Raw genomic sequence first — 16,902 nt, 5'->3', positions numbered from 1 at the left:
AATAATGCGTTTGAACATCGTAAACAAAGTTGCGAGTTTATACGCTATCATAAATCCAAAGTATAAATTCGTAAGACAATACAAAAATTTATTTTTTAATGTCTAAAGATAAAGTACAAATTTTCGATACAACACTTCGCGATGGTGAGCAAGTACCAGGTTGTAAATTAAACACAAGTCAAAAACTGGTCATTGCCGAACGATTAGACACGTTGGGTGTTGATATTATTGAAGCAGGTTTTCCTGTATCTAGCCCTGGAGATTTTGAAGCTGTTGCTGCCATAGGAAGAATTGTAAAAAACGCTACCGTTTGTGGACTAACACGTGCTGTTGAAAATGATATTAAGGTCGCTGCCGAAGCTTTAAAAACAGCTGTTAGACCAAGAATACATACGGGAATAGGCACATCAGACTCGCATATAAAATTTAAATTTAACTCTACGCGCGAAAAAGTTTTAGAACGTGCTTATAATGCTGTAAAATACGCTAAATCGTTTGTAGAAGATGTAGAGTTTTATGCCGAAGATGCTGGACGAACTGATAACGAATTCCTTGCTAGAGTTTGTGAAGTTGCCATTAGTGCTGGAGCAACGGTTTTAAACATTCCTGATACTACAGGCTACTGCTTACCTAGTGAATATGGTGCCAAAATAAAATATTTAAAAGAACATGTAAAAGGCATAGACAAAGCTATTTTATCTTGTCATTGCCATAATGATTTAGGATTAGCCACAGCAAATTCTATAGAAGGTGTTATTAATGGTGCTCGCCAAATAGAATGCACTATTAATGGTGTTGGCGAACGTGCTGGAAACACAGCTCTTGAAGAAGTCGTCATGATTTTAAAACAACACCCTTATTTAAATTTAGACACAAGTATTGTAACACAAGAACTTTATGGCATTAGCCAATTAGTACAAGAACAAATGGGTGTTTACTCTCAACCTAACAAAGCTATTGTTGGTAGTAACGCTTTTGCTCACAGCTCTGGAATTCATCAAGATGGCGTTATTAAAAACCGTGAAACTTACGAAATTATAGACCCAAAAGATGTTGGTGTTACCGAGTCTGCAATTGTACTTACAGCTAGAAGTGGTCGAGCTGCTTTAGCGTATCGCGCAAAAAATATTGGTTACGAACTAACCAAATTACAGCTTGATGATATTTATCAAAACTTCTTGGTTTTTGCAGATAAGAAAAAGGAAGTCAATGATAGCGATATTCATCAAATTATTGAAACAAGCAACGTGTATCAACAAATCATTTCGGCTTAATTAAAAAAGAGTACCGCTTTCGCGGAAAACAACTATGGGAAAAACATTATTCGATAAAGTTTGGGATGCACATGTGGTCGATTCTATTGAAAACGGCCCTCAAATTTTATATATAGACAAACATTTAATTCATGAAGTTACGAGTCCGCAAGCATTTAATGAGCTTGAAGAACGTAACATTCCTATTTTTAGACCAAATCAAATTGTAGCAACTGCAGATCACAATACACCAACACAAAACCAACATTTACCAGTAAGAGACGAATTATCCAGAAACCAATTAAAACAATTGGCAGAAAACTGTGATAAAAACAACATTACACTTTACGGTCTTGGTCATAAATACAACGGTATTGTTCACGTTATGGCTCCAGAACTTGGTATTACGCAACCTGGAATGACTATGGTTTGTGGTGATAGTCACACCTCAACGCATGGTGCTTTTGGAACCATTGCCTTTGGTATTGGCACAAGTCAAGTTGCACAAGTTTTTGCTAGTCAATGTTTGCTTTTAACAAAACCTAAAAGCTTACGTGTTTCTGTAAACGGAACCCTAAAACCTGGTGTATTACCAAAGGATGTTATTTTATACATCATTTCAAAAATTGGCACAAATGCAGGCACTGGTTATTTCTGTGAATATGCTGGTGATGTTTTTGAAAACATGAGTATGGAAGGCAGAATGACTGTATGTAATATGAGTATTGAAATGGGAGCTCGTGGTGGCATGATTGCGCCAGACGAAACTACTTTTGCCTATGTAAAAGGGAAAGAGTTTGCGCCTCAAGGTGAAGCCTTTGAGAAAGCTGTTGCTTACTGGAAAACACTTCCTACTGATAGCGATGCTACTTTTGATAAAGAATATACGTTTGATGCTGAAGACATCGAACCTATGGTTACTTATGGTACCAACCCTGGAATGGGTATAAAAATAAATGCCAAAATCCCAGATTTAAGCGATGCTTCTTTTGAAAAGTCTCTAGAATATATGGACTTTAAAAAAGGAGAATTTATGCTAAATAAGCCTATTAACTACGTGTTTATAGGAAGTTGCACCAACTCCCGAATTGAAGATTTTAGAGTTGCTGCCAACTATATAAAAGGCAAACAAAAAGCACCAAATGTAACTGCTTGGTTAGTTCCTGGAAGTAAGCAAGTAGAATCTCAAATAGAAGAAGAAGGCTTAAAAACAGTATTTGAAGCAGCTGGTTTTGAATTAAGACAACCTGGTTGCAGTGCGTGTTTAGCCATGAACGATGATAAAATTCCTGAAGGCGAATACTGTGTTTCAACATCAAATAGAAATTTTGAAGGCAGACAAGGACAAGGCGCAAGGACTATTTTAGCAAGTCCACTAGTTGCCGCTGCAACTGCTGTAGAAGGAAAAATTGTTGATGTCACTAAAGCGTTAAGCCTAGAAGAAGAATTGATTTAAACATGGAAAAATTTACAACTTTACATAGTACTGCCATTCCGTTGGAAATTGAGAATATTGACACCGATCAAATTATTCCAGCGCGTTTTTTAAAGGCAACCGACAAACAAGGTTTTGGTGATAATGCATTTAGAGATTGGCGTTTTGATAAACAAGGAAACATTAACGAAACCTTTGCTTTAAACAACCCAAAATATCATGGTAGCATATTGGTTGCTGGAGACAATTTTGGTTGCGGATCTAGTCGTGAGCATGCTGCTTGGGCACTTGCCGGTTATGGCTTTAAAGTGATTGTTTCTAGTTTTTTTGCCGATATTTTTAAAGGCAATGCTTTAAACAATGGTTTGTTACCTTTACAAGTTTCTGAAGGGTTTTTAAAAGATTTGTTTGAGGTTATTAAAACCAATCCTGAAACAGTATTAACCGTGAATTTAGAAGCTCAAACCTTAACGGTTGATAGTACAAATTTGCAAACCGATTTTGACATTGATCCTTACAAGAAAACTTGTATGATTAATGGCTATGATGATATTGATTATCTATTAAGTAAAAAAGAACAAATAGAAGCTTTTGAGCTATCGCGTTAGCGATTGAGGCATTTGTTGAAGCTCTCCAGATGGTTACAATCTGGAAGCGACTGCCGAAAGCGCGACCCTTGTGGTAACGCCCAAAAAAGCAACAAAATAATAACTAAATAAAGAGAGCAGTGTGATTTGCTTTCGAAGGAAATGACTATGAAATTAAATATTGCAGTTTTATCAGGAGATGGTATTGGTCCAGAAGTTACAAAAGAAGCCATCAAGACATTGAAAGCGATAGCTCAAGAGTTTGACCATACGTTTAATTTTAAATCGGCTTCAGTTGGCGCAATTGCCATTGATGAAACTGGAGAACCGCTTCCTGATGCTACGCTAGACTTGTGCAAACACAGCGATGCTGTATTGTTTGGTGCCATTGGCGACCCAAAATATGATAATAATCCTAATGCAAAAGTGCGTCCGGAACAGGGATTACTTAAGCTACGTAAGGAGCTTGGTTTGTATGCAAACATAAGACCTGTTAAGGCTTACGATATGCTTTTAAGTCAGTCACCATTGAAGGAAGAAAACATTAAAGGTACTGACATTAGTATTTATCGCGAATTGACTGGTGGTATTTATTTTGGTGAAAAACAATTAAGTGAAGATGGTAATATCGCTTCAGATTTGTGTGAATATTCTCGTGAAGAAATTGAGCGTATTACGAATTTAGCTTTTAAAGCTGCACAAACAAGACAAAAAAAGGTAACACTTGTTGATAAAGCCAATGTATTAGAAACGTCTCGTTTATGGCGCAATGTTGTAAAACAAGTTGCTGAAGACTATCCTGATGTAGCATTAGACTTTTTGTTTGTAGATAACGCTGCGATGCAATTGATATTAAACCCAAAACAGTTTGATGTTATTTTAACCGAAAATATGTTTGGTGATATTATTAGTGATGAAGCCAGTGTTATTGGTGGTAGCATTGGATTATTAGCTTCGGCATCGGTTGGTGATAAACACGCGATGTTTGAACCTATTCATGGATCGTATCCGCAAGCTACCGGAAAAGGTATTGCAAACCCTATAGCTTCTATTTTATCGGCTGCTATGTTACTTGATCATTTTGAGTTACACGAAGAAGCTGAAATGGTTAGAGAAGCTGTTGAAAAATCGTTACAACTAGAAATCACAACACCTGATTTAAACAGTAAAAACAATACTATAACAACAAGTAAAGTTGGAGACTTTATTGAAGACTTTATTAATAACCCTAAAGATAGTAACCTAAATTTCGCGAACATTCATTTGGGTCAATCTACTATTATTTAGAGTGATTAATTATTTTGATTAAAATCAGAAAAGCACCTTAAAAAAAGGTGCTTTTTTTATTCAGGAAATTTATTTTTTATCTCGTCCAGACATAAATTACCAATACTGCCAATGTGCGTGTGCTCTTTTGAGGTATCTGGTTTGTAGGTTCCGTTTTGTACTTCACTACCAATTTTTTGATAGGCTTCTCTAAAACTCATACCGTTTTCAACTAGTGTATTGATGTTATCCACCGTAAATAAATATTGATATTTCTCGTCGTTTAAGTCGATAGATTTCACCTCTATTTGTTTAATGGAATAGTTGAAAATCTCTAAAATATCTTGCATATCCTTAATGGCAGAAATCATATTTTCTTTTAATAATTGGTAATCTCTGTGATAACCACTTGGCAGATTATTGGTTATTAAAACCATTTCATGATGTAAGGCTTGTATTTTATTGCTCTTTCCTCTAATCAGCTCAAAAACATCAGGATTTTTTTTGTGAGGCATGATGCTACTTCCTGTTGTAAGTTCGTCCGGAAAACTGATAAAGCCAAAATTCTGACTCATATACAAGCAAATATCCATAGCAAAACGCGCCAATGTATTGGCCAAACTACCTAATACTAATGCAATAGTACGTTCACTTTTTCCACGACTCATTTGTGCAGCAACAACGTTATATTTTAAAGTTGAAAACTCTAAAAGTTTTGTAGTCAATTGTCTATCAATTGCAAATGAACTTCCGTAACCAGCTGCAGAACCAAGCGGATTTTGATCAACGGTTTTTAACGCTGCATCTAACAAATATACATCGTCAATTAAGACTTCTGCGTAAGCTGAAAACCATAACCCAAAGGATGACGGCATTGCGACTTGCAAATGTGTGTAACCTGGTAATAATGCTTTTTTATTTGTTTCAGCTAACTCTAAAAGCGTTTCAAAAAAATCTTTTGTTTTTGATTTTATATTGATTAATTCTGCTTTATAAAACAATTGCAAAGCCACTAAAACTTGATCGTTTCTTGATCGCGCTGTATGGATTTTTTTACCAACATCACCATAGGTTTTAGTGAGTTCAAATTCAATTTTTGAATGTACATCTTCAAAATGCTTGTCTATGGTAAACGTTCCGTTTTCAATTTGCGATGCTAAATCTTCAAGTCCTTTTTCTAGTTGTTTCAGTTCTTCAGTAGTTAAAATACCGATAGATTGTAACATTTTAGCATGCGCTAATGAGGCTTGAACATCGTACTTTGCAATGTGTAAATCGATTTCTCGATCATTTCCAACTGTAAACTGTTCTATTTTTTTGTCTATGCTTATGCCTTTATCCCAGAGTTTCATAATTTTTTCCTGCGAAAGCAGGAATCTCTGCTCTCATTTTTTAAGTTATAATTTATTTTTAGATTCCGCATCAAGTGCGGAATGACAGACCTTTTATAAAATAACGCGATTCAACAATTCTATATAAATCCTTATGCCTTCTTCAATTTCATTGATATAAATAAATTCGTCTGCACTATGCGATCGTGTGCTGTCGCCAGGTCCTAGTTTTAATGACGGACAACTTAACACAGCTTGATCTGATAAAGTTGGCGAACCGTACGTGTTTCTTCCAATTTCAATACCAGCTTTTACCAAAGGATGATCAATTGGGATGGACGACGAATTCAGTTTTGTACTTCGCGGAATAATACTATCACAAGGCGCTTCTTGTTGTAAAATATCTACAATGTCTTGATTAGAATATTTATCATTCACACGAACATCTACCACCAAATCAACATTTGCAGGAACAGCATTGTGTTGCTTACCAGCATTGATTTGCGTCACAGTCATTTTCACATCACCTAAAGCTTCAGACGTTTTCTCAAACTCATAATTTTTGAACCATTCCAATACAGAAATCGTGTTATAAATCGCATTATCATCGTTTGGATGTGCTGCATGACTTGGCGTACCTTTTACTACAGCATCAAACACAACCAAACCTTTTTCGGCAACTGCCAAGTGCATCAAGGTTGGTTCTCCAACAATAGCCACATCAACTTTTGGAATTACACTTAACATGCTATTCAAACCATTGTCACCACTACTTTCTTCTTCTGCAGATGCAACAATAACCAGATTATAATTTAGGTTGTCTTTATCATAAAAATAGGCGAAAGTTGATAGTAAACTCACCAAACAACCACCAGCATCATTACTACCTAAACCATACAGTTTTCCATCTTCAACAATCGCTTTAAACGGATTTTTAGTATAACCGTTATTTGGTTTTACCGTATCGTGATGAGAATTTAAAAGCAACGTTGGTTTGGTCTCATCAAAATGTTTATTGATTGCCCAAACGTTATCATTTGTGCGTTTATATGGTATATTTTGAAGCTGAAACCATTGCTCGATATGTCGTGCGGTTTGGTCTTCTTCAGAGGAAAACGAAGGTGTTTCTATCAGTTGTTTTAACAACGAAATGGCTTGTTCAGTTAACGTTGATATCATTTTGAAATGGTTGTGTAGGTTAAGTTTCTATCGAAAAGCATCTCTGGTTTTCCAATGCATACTTTTTGGACATTATGATTGACAGCATGCATGCAATTATTAATTTTTGGTAGCATACCTTCTGATATAATTTGATTGTCTATTAATTGCTGAACGTTTTCTGAAGTTATTGATTCAATGACTGAATGATCATCCTTAACATCTTTTAAAACACCATTTTTTTCGAAGCAGTAATACAGTTCTGTATCGAAAATTTGTGAAAAACCAATAGCTAATTCGGAAGCAATTGTATCTGCGTTGGTGTTTAACAATTGTCCGTTTTTATCATGTGTAATAGCACAAAATACAGGCGTGATATTATTATTTAAGAGTAATTCTAAACTTTTTGTATTCACTTGTTTTACATCACCAACAAAACCGTAATCAATAGTTTTTACAGGTCTTTTGTCTGATATAATGGTATTGCCATCTGCTCCAGAAAACCCAATAGCATTACAGTTATTTGCTTGCAATTGTGCGACTATATTTTTATTGATTTTACCTGCGTAAACCATTGTAATAATATCCAAAGTTTCAGCGTCTGTAATGCGTCTACCATCAATCATTTGCACTTCTACTTGCATTTGATTCGCAAGTTTAGTTGCTAATTTTCCGCCACCATGCACCAATAGTTTAAGTTCTTCGATCTTGGAAAACTCTTTTAAGAACGCTTGTAATGCATCTACGTTATCAATGATGTTTCCGCCTATTTTTATGATTTTTAGTGCTTTCATAATTATGCTCGCGAAAGCGAGTATCTTTTAGTTTTTGTCTCCTCGAGCGCAGTCGAGAGGTTAATTTAGGTCTCGACTACTTCGTAGTGTGCTATCAATCAAAATATATTTTGATTTCAATCAATGCTCGACCTGACAACTATTTTAATCCTTCTAAAATCTGCTTTAATACAATTTGAGCTGCAAATGTTCTGTTATTGGCTTGTTTTATCACTACAGAATTTTCACTATCCAAAACTGCATCTTCAACAACAACATTACGTCTAACTGGTAAGCAGTGCATGAATTTGGCATTGCCTAACTTGTCTTTTGTCATCATCCAATTTTCATCTTGATTTAATACTTTTCCGTAGTCGTTAAAACTGCTCCAGTTTTTTACATATACAAAATCGGCATCTTGCAAGGCTTCTTTTTGGCTGTAATTAATAGGTGTTTGTTTCGTGATATTTTTATCCAATTCGTAACCTTCAGGATGCGTAATTGTAAAATCGACATCCAAATTCTGCATCATTTCCACAAACGAATTTGCCACTGCTTGTGGTAGCGCTTTAGGATGTGGTGCCCAAGACAATACGACTTTTGGCTTTGGTTTTTCTGCTAATTCGGTAATGGTAATCGCATCTGCCAACGCTTGCAATGGATGCGCTGTCGCACTTTCCATATTAACGATTGGCATTGTAGCGTACTCTTCAAAACTTTTTAAAATGTATTCGCTTTTGTCTTTGGCTTTATCTGTTAAGGTAGGAAAGGCTCTAACCGCAATAATGTCTGCGTACTGTGAAATGACTTGAGCTGCTTCTTTAACGTGTTCTGATGTGTTGGCATTCATAACGGTTCCGTCTTCAAATTCTAATTGCCAAGCATCGTTTACATTTAAAACCATCACATCCATTCCTAAATTCTTTGCTGCTTTTTCGGTACTTAATCTGGTACGTAAACTGGCATTAAAAAATAGCATGACCAAGGTTTTATGTTTACCTAAATCTTGAAACTCATGAGGATTCATTTTTAGTAAAATAGCTTCCTTTATTGTCTCGTTTAGGTTAGAAATGTCTTTTATTTCGGTGTATTTTTTCATGAGTTTAATTCTTTTTTCAGTGCTACAAAAAAGGCATCAATGTGTTTTTTCTGAATGGTTAATGGTGGAAGAATTCGTAAAAGATTAGGGTTTTTGGCGCTTCCTGTAAACATGTGATGTTTGTGAATCAGTTGTTTTCTTAATTCTGAAACAGGAAAATCAAACTCTAATCCTAACATTAAACCGCGACCTTTAATACTTTTCAAACTTGGTAAATCTTTAGCTTTTTCAATAAAATAAGCTGAAATATCATTTGCATTTTCAAGCAGTTTTTCTTCCTCTAAAACTTCTAAAACTGATAATGAAGCTGCACAAGCCAAATGATTGCCACCAAAGGTTGTGCCTAACAAACCAAAGTTTGGTTTGATGTTTGGATGAATTAAAATACCACCAATAGGAAAACCGTTGCCCATTCCTTTTGCGATAGAAATAATATCTGGTGTGATATTGTGCTTTTGAAAAGCAAAAAAATCGCCAGTTCTACCAAAACCAGACTGTACTTCGTCTGCAATTAAAATCGTATTGTATTGTTTGCATAATGCTTCTAAACCTTGATAGAATTCGGTAGTACTTTCGTCCAATCCGCCAACACCTTGAATACATTCAATGATTACTGCGCAGGTTTGGTTTGCTTTCAGAATATTTTCAACTGAAAATAAATCGCCTAATTCTACAAAATCAACGTCTTGTTGTGCGTTAATTGGCGCGACAATTTTAGGATTATCGGTTGCTGCAACTGCTGCAGATGTACGACCGTGAAACGAATTTTTAAATGCTAACACTTTACTTTTTCCGTTGTGAAATGATGCTAATTTCAAAGCGTTTTCATTCGCTTCTGCACCAGAATTACACAAAAACAGTTGATAATCTTTACAGCCTGAAAGTGACTCTAACTTATCAGCTAAAGCGACTTGCAACGGATTTTGAATCGCATTGCTATAAAAGCCCAATTTTGAAACTTGATTAGAAATTGCTGACACATATTTTGGATGCGAATGCCCAATAGAAATCACAGCATGCCCACCATATAAATCTAGATATTCGACATTATTTTCGTCATAAACATAGACGTCTTTTGCCTTTACAGGTGTAATATCAAAAAGTGGATAAACGTTAAACAAACTCATATTTGTTCCTTTTTAATGTTGTTAATTTTATTGAACGATGCGACCATACCTTGAATTAAAGACGAACTCAATCCTTTGTGTTCCATCTCATTTAAACCTTCAATGGTGCAACCTTTTGGCGTAGTCACAAGATCAATTTCTTCTTCTGGATGATTACCATTGGTGATTAGTAAATTAGCTGCGCCTTCGCAGGTATGCATCGCTAACTCTTGGGCTTCTTTTGAGTCAAATCCCAACTGAATTGCTGCTTGTGTTGTCGCTCTAATCAAACGCATCCAAAAGGCAATTCCACTAGCACAAACTACAGTAGCCGCTTGCATTTGCGCTTCAGGAATTACTAACGAATGTCCCAGACGATTAAAAATAGCTTGAGCAATTTTAATACGTTTTTCGCCTTGCGAATTGCTACATAAACACGTCATAGATTTACCAACTGCAATTGCTGTATTTGGCATAGCACGAATGATGAATTGATCGATACCAATTTGCGATTCAATTTTTGGAATAGTATAACCTGTAATGGTAGAAATCACTACATGTTTTTCGGTTAAAAAAGGTTTAATATCCTTTAAAATCGATTCGAAATGTGCTGGCTGAACCGCAAAAATCAAAATATCTGATTGTTGTACAGCCAAAACGTTATCAGATGTAATCGTCACGTTTTTATAACCGTCAAATTCAGATATGCTATCTACATTTCGTTTTGTTAAATACAGTGTCGTAATCGCATTATTGGTGATTAACCCTTTGGCTATCGATTTTCCTAAATTTCCTGTTCCTATGATTGCTATTTTCATTTGTTTAGTAATTAGTGTTTAGTTGGTAGTGTTTAGTGTACTCACTCATACTTTTTAAAAATAACTCGCTTTTAATTTTAAACCTGTTGTTTCTTCAAAACCAAACATTAAATTCATGTTTTGTACGGCTTGTCCTGTCGCGCCTTTTAATAAATTATCAATAATGCTTGTAACCAATAATTTATCTTCGTGTTTATGTAAATGAAGTATGCAATTATTGGTATTGACCACTTGTTTTAAATGAATATCTTCATTTGAAATCAATGTGAATTTTGTGTCTTTATAAAAGTCCTTAAACAGCTGTTTGGCATCTTCTAAACTACCATCAAATTTTGTGTAAAGCGTTGCGAAAATTCCTCTTGAAAAATCACCTCGATTTGGCATAAAGTTGATCTGTGCATTGAAATTGTCTTGTAACAATTTTACCGACTGATTAATTTCACCTAAATGCTGATGTGTAAAAGGTTTGTAATACGAAAAATTGTTATCTCGCCATGTAAAATGCGTAGTCGCAGAAAGTGAAGTTCCTGCACCAGTTGCACCTGTGACTGCATTTACATGTACATCTTCAAGTAATAATTTTGCATTCGTTAATGGCAATAATGCTAATTGAATAGCAGTTGCAAAACAACCAGGATTAGCAATATAATTGGCTTGTTTTATGTCTGATTTATTTAATTCAGGTAAACCGTAAACGAATGTTTTTCCATTGAAAATCTTATCGTTTTCAAGTCTAAAATCGTTACTTAAATCAATGATTTTGGTTTGGGTTGAAAATTCATTATTAGTTAAAAATGCTTTTGAATTTCCGTGACCTAAACATAAAAAAACAACATCAACTTCAGGATTGATTTTATTAGAAAATTCTAAATCTTCACTTATCAAATCTTGATGTACTTTACCAATAGTATTACCTGCATTGGATGTGCTATACACAAAATCTATGTTTACTTCAGGATGATTGATTAATATTCTAACCAACTCGCCTGCTGTGTAACCTGCGCCACCAATTATTCCTGCTTTAATCATAACTCTTGATTTACTTGTTGATAGATTTTGTTTTGATTACCAAAGATTTTGATAAACCCTTTTGCGTCTTCAGCAGTCCAACCTTTGTTCTCTTCACCGTAACTTCCAAACTTCGCAATCATTAAATCATGTTTTGAAGAAATACCGTCTAATGTGAAATGGTAAGGTTTTAAAGTGACTATGACATCACCAGAAACTTTATCTTGGCTACTTTCTAAAAAAGCTTCCATGTTTCGCATTACAGGATCTAAATATTGTCCTTCGTGCAAATGCATTCCATAGAAATTCGACAAATAATCTTTATGCTGTAATTGCCATTTGGTTAACACATGTTTTTCTAATAAATGATGTGCTTTGATGATGATTAAGGCAGCAGCAGCTTCAAAACCTACACGACCTTTTATGCCAACAATAGTATCGCCAACATGAATATTGCGACCAATTGCATAGGCAGACGCTAACGTATTTAAGACTTCAATATTAACTTCTGGACTGTTTTCTATTCCGTTTACAGCAACTAATTCACCTTTTAAAAAGGTCAATGAGACTTTTTCTGGATCTGAATGTTTTAATTGTGAAGGATAGGCTTCGCTTGGTAAAGGTTTGTCAGATGTCAAAGTTTCTGATCCGCCAACACTTGTTCCCCAAAGTCCTTTGTTTATTGAGTACTTTGCTTTTTCCCAAGACATATCAATACCATTTTCTTTTAGATAATCGATTTCTTCTTGTCTGGTTAATTTTTGATCTCTAATAGGTGTGATAATTTCGATTTCTGGTGCTAAAGTCTGAAAAATCATATCAAAACGCACTTGGTCGTTTCCTGCGCCAGTACTACCATGCGCAATATATTTTGCATCTATACTTTTGGCGTATTTAATAATTTTGATTGCTTGGATGATACGTTCTGCACTTACAGATAATGGATACGTATTGTTTTTAAGAACGTTACCAAAAATTAAATACTTAATTACTTTATTATAGTAAGATGCAACTGCATCAATATTTTTGTAAGTAGCAACACCCATTTTATAGGCGTTTGCTTCTATTTTTTTAATTTCTTCTTTTGTAAATCCGCCTGTATTTACACTTACCGCATGCACATCGTAACCTGCTTTTGATAGACTAACTGCGCAATAGGATGTATCTAATCCGCCACTATATGCGATGACTAATTTTTTACTCATTTTGCTTTTCTTTTTTTAGAAACCTGGTTTGTTTAATGCTTTTTAATCGCGTCCAGACTTTTTTATCGAATTTATGATTGCTTGTTTTTTCCTCTTTTAAAGGATCGTATAACATACCTGTGCATAAACACATTTTTTGTTCTGTACGTTGTAAAACATCATAGTTTTTGCAGGTTTGACAACCATTCCAAAAGGTTTGATCGTCTGTTAATTCTGAAAACGTTACAGGTTTATAACCTAATTCGCTATTCATTTTCATTACAGCTAAACCTGTTGTGATACTAAATACTTTTGCATTTGGATATTTGGTACGCGAATGCTCAAAAATTTTCTTTTTGATTTGTTTAGCCAATCCTATATTTCTGAAATCTGGATGTACAATTAGTCCAGAATTTGCTACAAATTTTCCGTGACTCCATTGTTCTATGTAGCAAAAACCAGCAAATTTATCACCATCTAATGCGATAACAGCATTACCGTTTTCCATTTTGGTAATGATGTATTCTGGTTTTCGTTTTGCGATACCTGTACCTCTCACTTTTGCAGCTTCGGCAATGGTTTCACAAATAATTTCTGCATACACACTATGCGATTTGTTAGCAATAACAATTTCCATAATACAGACCGTGATTACGGTTATATTTATTAATAAATTCTAGTTTTTTGTTTTTTTGAGATTCCTGTTTTATCAGGAATTATTTTTTTGAAAGAGGAACTGGACACACCTAAAGTTCCGAAAAATTAGACATACCCTTACGGGCGACGTGGAAAACGTCGGCGTACTAAAACATGGTTATTAAGAGTAATAACTAGATGTTTTAAAAATGATATCTGTAAAGGGTTGTTCAATGTGGTAAAAAATAAAAATGTGTAACTAATTTGCTTGATTTTGAGCATTAGCGACGTCGCTCACGAAGTGTTGAGCGTGTGGGTTGGATTTCCCTATTTCTATTTTTTGTTAAATTCATAGTGCTAAACTATAAATAAATTAAATACGACGGTTTAAAAATTGTTGGTTTTAATCAAATTTTATGATTTTATCAAAATAAGCACTTATAACTGCTTAAAATTTAAAAAATTAGACTAAAAAATGAAATAAATCAGGTTTATTATTGAGATAGTCACCATAAAAATTTCTGTTTTTCATTTTGGTGATTAGTGGTTCTAAATCATCAGGCGATTTCAACTCGATGCCGACAACTGCCGAACCTGTATCTCTATTAGATTTCTTCGTATATTCGAAATGAGCAATATCATCGTTTGGACCTAAAATATCTACCACAAATTCTTTTAAAGCTCCAGCACGTTGTGGGAATTTCACAATAAAATAGTGCTTCAAATTTGAATACAACAATGCACGCTCTTTTATTTCGGCAGTACGTGTTATATCATTATTGCTACCACTTATTACAGAAACAACATTTTTTCCTTTGATATCTTCAGCAAACACATCTAAAGCAGCAATACTCAATGCGCCAGCAGGCTCAACTACAATAGCCTCTTTATTGTAAAGCTCTAAAATAGTCTGACAAATTTTCCCTTCAGGAATGGTAATCATATCGTCTAAATTCTGCTTACAAATGTCAAAAGTTTTATCACCTACCTTTTTTACTGCAGCACCATCTACAAAGTTTTCAATGTGTTCGAGTTCTGTATTCTCATCATTTTTAATTGATGTTGACATTGATGGTGCTCCAGTAGGTTCAACACCAATAATTTTTGTATTTGGAGACAATTGCTTAAAAATAGTTGACAACCCAGAGGCCAATCCGCCACCACCAACAGGTACAAAAACATAATCTATAGGTTTTGGCGCTTGGTTAAACAATTCCCAACCTACGGTTGCTTGTCCTTCAATAACTTTTTCATCATTAAATGGATGAATAAAAGCCTTGCCTGTTTCTTGTTGCTCGCGCATAGCAGCATGGTAAGAATCATCAAACGTATCGCCTTCTAAAACGACATTAATATAATCTTCGCCAAACATTTTTACCTGTTCTATTTTTTGGTTTGGTGTTGGCGAAGGCATATAAATTGTACCGTGAATTTTAAGCAATTTGCAAGATAAAGCCACACCTTGTGCATGATTTCCTGCACTGGCACAAACCACACCATTTTTTACTTCACTTTGAGACAATGAAGCTATTTTATTGTAAGCCCCACGAATTTTATACGAGCGCACCATTTGCAAATCTTCGCGTTTAAACAAGATGTTGCTATCGTACAGTTTTGAATAGTATAAATTTGAGGTTAATGGTGTTTGATTTACTACCGATTTCAATTTATCAGCAGCAGCAATTACCGCTTCTAATGTTGGAAAATATGTGGTTTGTGTATCTTTCATTTAATGTATTAAGATAAAACAGCTTCGGCTTTTACATCTTCGGTTTTTATCACTTTCATGGCTGTCATTGCTGTACGCAAACGCTTACCTACAGTTTCGATAGAGTGACTTCTTATTGCTTCATTTACTTTTATCAATTCAATATTATCAACATCATTTTTAGTTGAAAATGGTTTTCCGACAACATCGGTTGAAACGGTTTTCATGAAATCTACCAACAATGATTTTGCTGCATGATCGAATAAATAGCAACCATATTCGGCAGTATCTGAAATCACACGATTCATTTCGTATAACTTTTTACGAGCAATGGTATTTGCGATTAATGGTAACTCATGAAGCGACTCGTAATATGCAGAATCTTCAATAATTCCAGCACTTACCATTGTTTCGTAAGCTAACTCAACACCTGCTTTTACAAACGCAACCAATAATGTTCCGTGGTCAAAATACTCTTGTTCTGAAATAGTTTCAGACGTTAAAGGTGTTTTCTCAAAAGCTGTTTCACCTGTAGCTTCACGCCACGTTAAAAGGTTAATATCATCATTTGCCCAATCTTCCATCATGGTTTTAGAAAAATGACCAGAAATGATATCGTCCATGTGTTTTTGGAACAATGGTGCCATAATCACTTTCAATTCTTCCGAAAGTTTAAAGGCTTCAATTTTTGCAGGATTAGACAACCTATCCATCATGTTGGTAATACCACCATGTTTTAAAGCTTCGGTAATAGTTTCCCAACCATATTGAATCAATTTTGCCGCATATTCTGGTTCGATACCTTCTTCAACCATTTTATCGAAACACAAAATTGAACCTGTTTGTAACACACCACACAAGATGGTTTGCTCACCCATAAGATCTGACTTTACTTCTGCCACAAAAGAAGACTCTAAAACACCTGCACGATCGCCACCTGTTGCCACTGCATAGGCTTTTGCTTGTGCTAATCCTTTTCCTTGCGGATCATTTTCTGGATGTACTGCAATAAGCGTTGGCACACCAAAACCACGTTTATATTCCTCACGAACTTCGGTTCCAGGACATTTTGGTGCTACCATAATTACGGTTAAATCTTCACGGACTTGCGTACCTTCTTCAACAATATTAAATCCGTGCGAGTAGCTTAAGGTCGCTCCTTTTTTCATTAAAGGCATGACAGCGTTTACCACATTGGTGTGTTGTTTATCTGGTGTGAGGTTAAGTACTAAATCGGCAGTTGGAATTAACTCTTCGTAAGTTCCAACGTTGAAACCATTATCGGTTGCTTGTACATACGATTGGCGCTTTTCAGCAATGGCTTGTGGTCTTAAAGCATAAGAAATATCCAATCCAGAATCTCTCATGTTTAAGCCTTGGTTTAAACCTTGTGCACCACAACCAACGATTACGATTTTCTTTCCTAATAAAACTTCAACGCCATCTTCAAATTCTGACGCTTCCATAAATCTACATTTTCCTAATTGTGCTAACTGTTCTCTTAATGATAATGTGTTAAAATAATTTGACATTTTAGTTT

Annotated in this window: 15 protein-coding genes; 4 read left to right on the top strand and 11 right to left on the bottom strand. The window is 35.0% G+C overall.

Annotated elements, in window-relative coordinates:
• The first annotated feature begins 98 nt into the window (after window positions 1-98).
• The 4 genes from ACN5J3_RS03185 (at window position 99) to leuB (ending at window position 4,562) form a co-directional block, all read left to right on the top strand.
• Window positions 99-1,274 (top strand): 2-isopropylmalate synthase, encoded by a 1,176-nt coding sequence (locus tag ACN5J3_RS03185; RefSeq protein ID WP_418510742.1) that lies wholly within the window; start codon window positions 99-101, stop codon window positions 1,272-1,274.
• Window positions 1,275-1,308: 34 nt separating this feature from the next.
• Window positions 1,309-2,709 (top strand): 3-isopropylmalate dehydratase large subunit, encoded by a 1,401-nt coding sequence (gene leuC / locus ACN5J3_RS03180; protein WP_418510741.1) that lies wholly within the window; start codon window positions 1,309-1,311, stop codon window positions 2,707-2,709.
• Between the two features lie 2 nt (window positions 2,710-2,711).
• Complete coding sequence (leuD, locus tag ACN5J3_RS03175) at window positions 2,712-3,296, top strand: 3-isopropylmalate dehydratase small subunit (protein WP_418510740.1); 585 nt, start codon at window positions 2,712-2,714, stop codon at window positions 3,294-3,296.
• 147 nt (window positions 3,297-3,443) lie between these two features.
• Window positions 3,444-4,562 (top strand): 3-isopropylmalate dehydrogenase, encoded by a 1,119-nt coding sequence (leuB, locus tag ACN5J3_RS03170; RefSeq protein ID WP_418510739.1) that lies wholly within the window; start codon window positions 3,444-3,446, stop codon window positions 4,560-4,562.
• Window positions 4,563-4,618: 56 nt separating this feature from the next.
• Here leuB and argH read toward each other — a convergent pair whose 3' ends face one another.
• The 11 genes from argH to ilvC form a co-directional block, all read right to left on the bottom strand.
• Window positions 4,619-5,893 carry an argininosuccinate lyase gene (gene argH / locus ACN5J3_RS03165; RefSeq protein WP_417198126.1) on the bottom strand — a complete coding sequence of 425 codons (1,275 nt, stop codon included), beginning with the start codon at window positions 5,891-5,893 and terminating at the stop codon, window positions 4,619-4,621.
• 93 nt (window positions 5,894-5,986) lie between these two features.
• Entirely contained in the window at window positions 5,987-7,051 is a 1,065-nt protein-coding gene (locus ACN5J3_RS03160; protein ID WP_417198125.1) for a M20 family metallo-hydrolase, read from the bottom strand.
• Window positions 7,048-7,824 carry an acetylglutamate kinase gene (gene argB, locus ACN5J3_RS03155; RefSeq protein WP_417198124.1) on the bottom strand — a complete coding sequence of 259 codons (777 nt, stop codon included), beginning with the start codon at window positions 7,822-7,824 and terminating at the stop codon, window positions 7,048-7,050. The genes ACN5J3_RS03160 and argB overlap by 4 nt, the downstream gene beginning before the upstream one ends.
• Before the next feature lie 139 nt (window positions 7,825-7,963).
• On the bottom strand, window positions 7,964-8,902 hold the full coding sequence (locus ACN5J3_RS03150; RefSeq protein WP_417198123.1) for an acetylornithine carbamoyltransferase: 939 nt from the start codon (window positions 8,900-8,902) through the stop codon (window positions 7,964-7,966).
• Window positions 8,899-10,029 (bottom strand): aspartate aminotransferase family protein, encoded by a 1,131-nt coding sequence (locus ACN5J3_RS03145; protein WP_417198122.1) that lies wholly within the window; start codon window positions 10,027-10,029, stop codon window positions 8,899-8,901. Before ACN5J3_RS03145 ends, ACN5J3_RS03150 begins: the two co-directional genes overlap by 4 nt.
• A complete protein-coding gene (gene proC / locus ACN5J3_RS03140; RefSeq protein WP_417198121.1) occupies window positions 10,026-10,826 on the bottom strand; it encodes a pyrroline-5-carboxylate reductase in 801 nt (266 codons plus the stop codon). Before proC ends, ACN5J3_RS03145 begins: the two co-directional genes overlap by 4 nt.
• A 54-nt stretch (window positions 10,827-10,880) precedes the next feature.
• Entirely contained in the window at window positions 10,881-11,855 is a 975-nt protein-coding gene (gene argC, locus ACN5J3_RS03135) for an N-acetyl-gamma-glutamyl-phosphate reductase (RefSeq protein WP_418510738.1), read from the bottom strand.
• A complete protein-coding gene (locus ACN5J3_RS03130) occupies window positions 11,852-13,039 on the bottom strand; it encodes an argininosuccinate synthase (RefSeq protein WP_418510737.1) in 1,188 nt (395 codons plus the stop codon). Before ACN5J3_RS03130 ends, argC begins: the two co-directional genes overlap by 4 nt.
• Window positions 13,032-13,655, bottom strand: a complete 624-nt coding sequence (locus ACN5J3_RS03125) for a GNAT family N-acetyltransferase (RefSeq protein ID WP_418510736.1) — start codon at window positions 13,653-13,655, stop codon at window positions 13,032-13,034. Before ACN5J3_RS03125 ends, ACN5J3_RS03130 begins: the two co-directional genes overlap by 8 nt.
• A 462-nt stretch (window positions 13,656-14,117) precedes the next feature.
• A complete protein-coding gene (gene ilvA / locus ACN5J3_RS03120) occupies window positions 14,118-15,383 on the bottom strand; it encodes a threonine ammonia-lyase IlvA (protein WP_418510735.1) in 1,266 nt (421 codons plus the stop codon).
• Between the two features lie 8 nt (window positions 15,384-15,391).
• Complete coding sequence (gene ilvC / locus ACN5J3_RS03115) at window positions 15,392-16,894, bottom strand: ketol-acid reductoisomerase (RefSeq protein WP_418510734.1); 1,503 nt, start codon at window positions 16,892-16,894, stop codon at window positions 15,392-15,394.
• Window positions 16,895-16,902 lie beyond the last annotated feature (8 nt).

The organism is Corallibacter sp. (assembly GCF_048381695.1).
Lineage (GTDB): Bacteria > Bacteroidota > Bacteroidia > Flavobacteriales > Flavobacteriaceae > Corallibacter > Corallibacter vietnamensis.
Note: the sequence above shows the minus strand (reverse complement) of the source record. Positions and strands in the feature narration are given on the sequence as shown.

Coding starts and splice junctions, on each gene's coding strand:
- ilvC (WP_418510734.1), bottom strand. CDS start 16,894: ATGTCAAATTATTTTAACACATTATCATTAAGAGAACAGTTAGCACAA.
- ACN5J3_RS03185 (WP_418510742.1), top strand. CDS start 99: ATGTCTAAAGATAAAGTACAAATTTTCGATACAACACTTCGCGATGGT.
- ACN5J3_RS03125 (WP_418510736.1), bottom strand. CDS start 13,655: ATGGAAATTGTTATTGCTAACAAATCGCATAGTGTGTATGCAGAAATT.
- leuD (WP_418510740.1), top strand. CDS start 2,712: ATGGAAAAATTTACAACTTTACATAGTACTGCCATTCCGTTGGAAATT.
- ACN5J3_RS03130 (WP_418510737.1), bottom strand. CDS start 13,039: ATGAGTAAAAAATTAGTCATCGCATATAGTGGCGGATTAGATACATCC.
- ACN5J3_RS03150 (WP_417198123.1), bottom strand. CDS start 8,902: ATGAAAAAATACACCGAAATAAAAGACATTTCTAACCTAAACGAGACA.
- argC (WP_418510738.1), bottom strand. CDS start 11,855: ATGATTAAAGCAGGAATAATTGGTGGCGCAGGTTACACAGCAGGCGAG.
- argB (WP_417198124.1), bottom strand. CDS start 7,824: ATGAAAGCACTAAAAATCATAAAAATAGGCGGAAACATCATTGATAAC.
- leuC (WP_418510741.1), top strand. CDS start 1,309: ATGGGAAAAACATTATTCGATAAAGTTTGGGATGCACATGTGGTCGAT.
- ilvA (WP_418510735.1), bottom strand. CDS start 15,383: ATGAAAGATACACAAACCACATATTTTCCAACATTAGAAGCGGTAATT.
- argH (WP_417198126.1), bottom strand. CDS start 5,893: ATGAAACTCTGGGATAAAGGCATAAGCATAGACAAAAAAATAGAACAG.
- proC (WP_417198121.1), bottom strand. CDS start 10,826: ATGAAAATAGCAATCATAGGAACAGGAAATTTAGGAAAATCGATAGCC.
- ACN5J3_RS03160 (WP_417198125.1), bottom strand. CDS start 7,051: ATGATATCAACGTTAACTGAACAAGCCATTTCGTTGTTAAAACAACTG.
- ACN5J3_RS03145 (WP_417198122.1), bottom strand. CDS start 10,029: ATGAGTTTGTTTAACGTTTATCCACTTTTTGATATTACACCTGTAAAG.
- leuB (WP_418510739.1), top strand. CDS start 3,444: ATGAAATTAAATATTGCAGTTTTATCAGGAGATGGTATTGGTCCAGAA.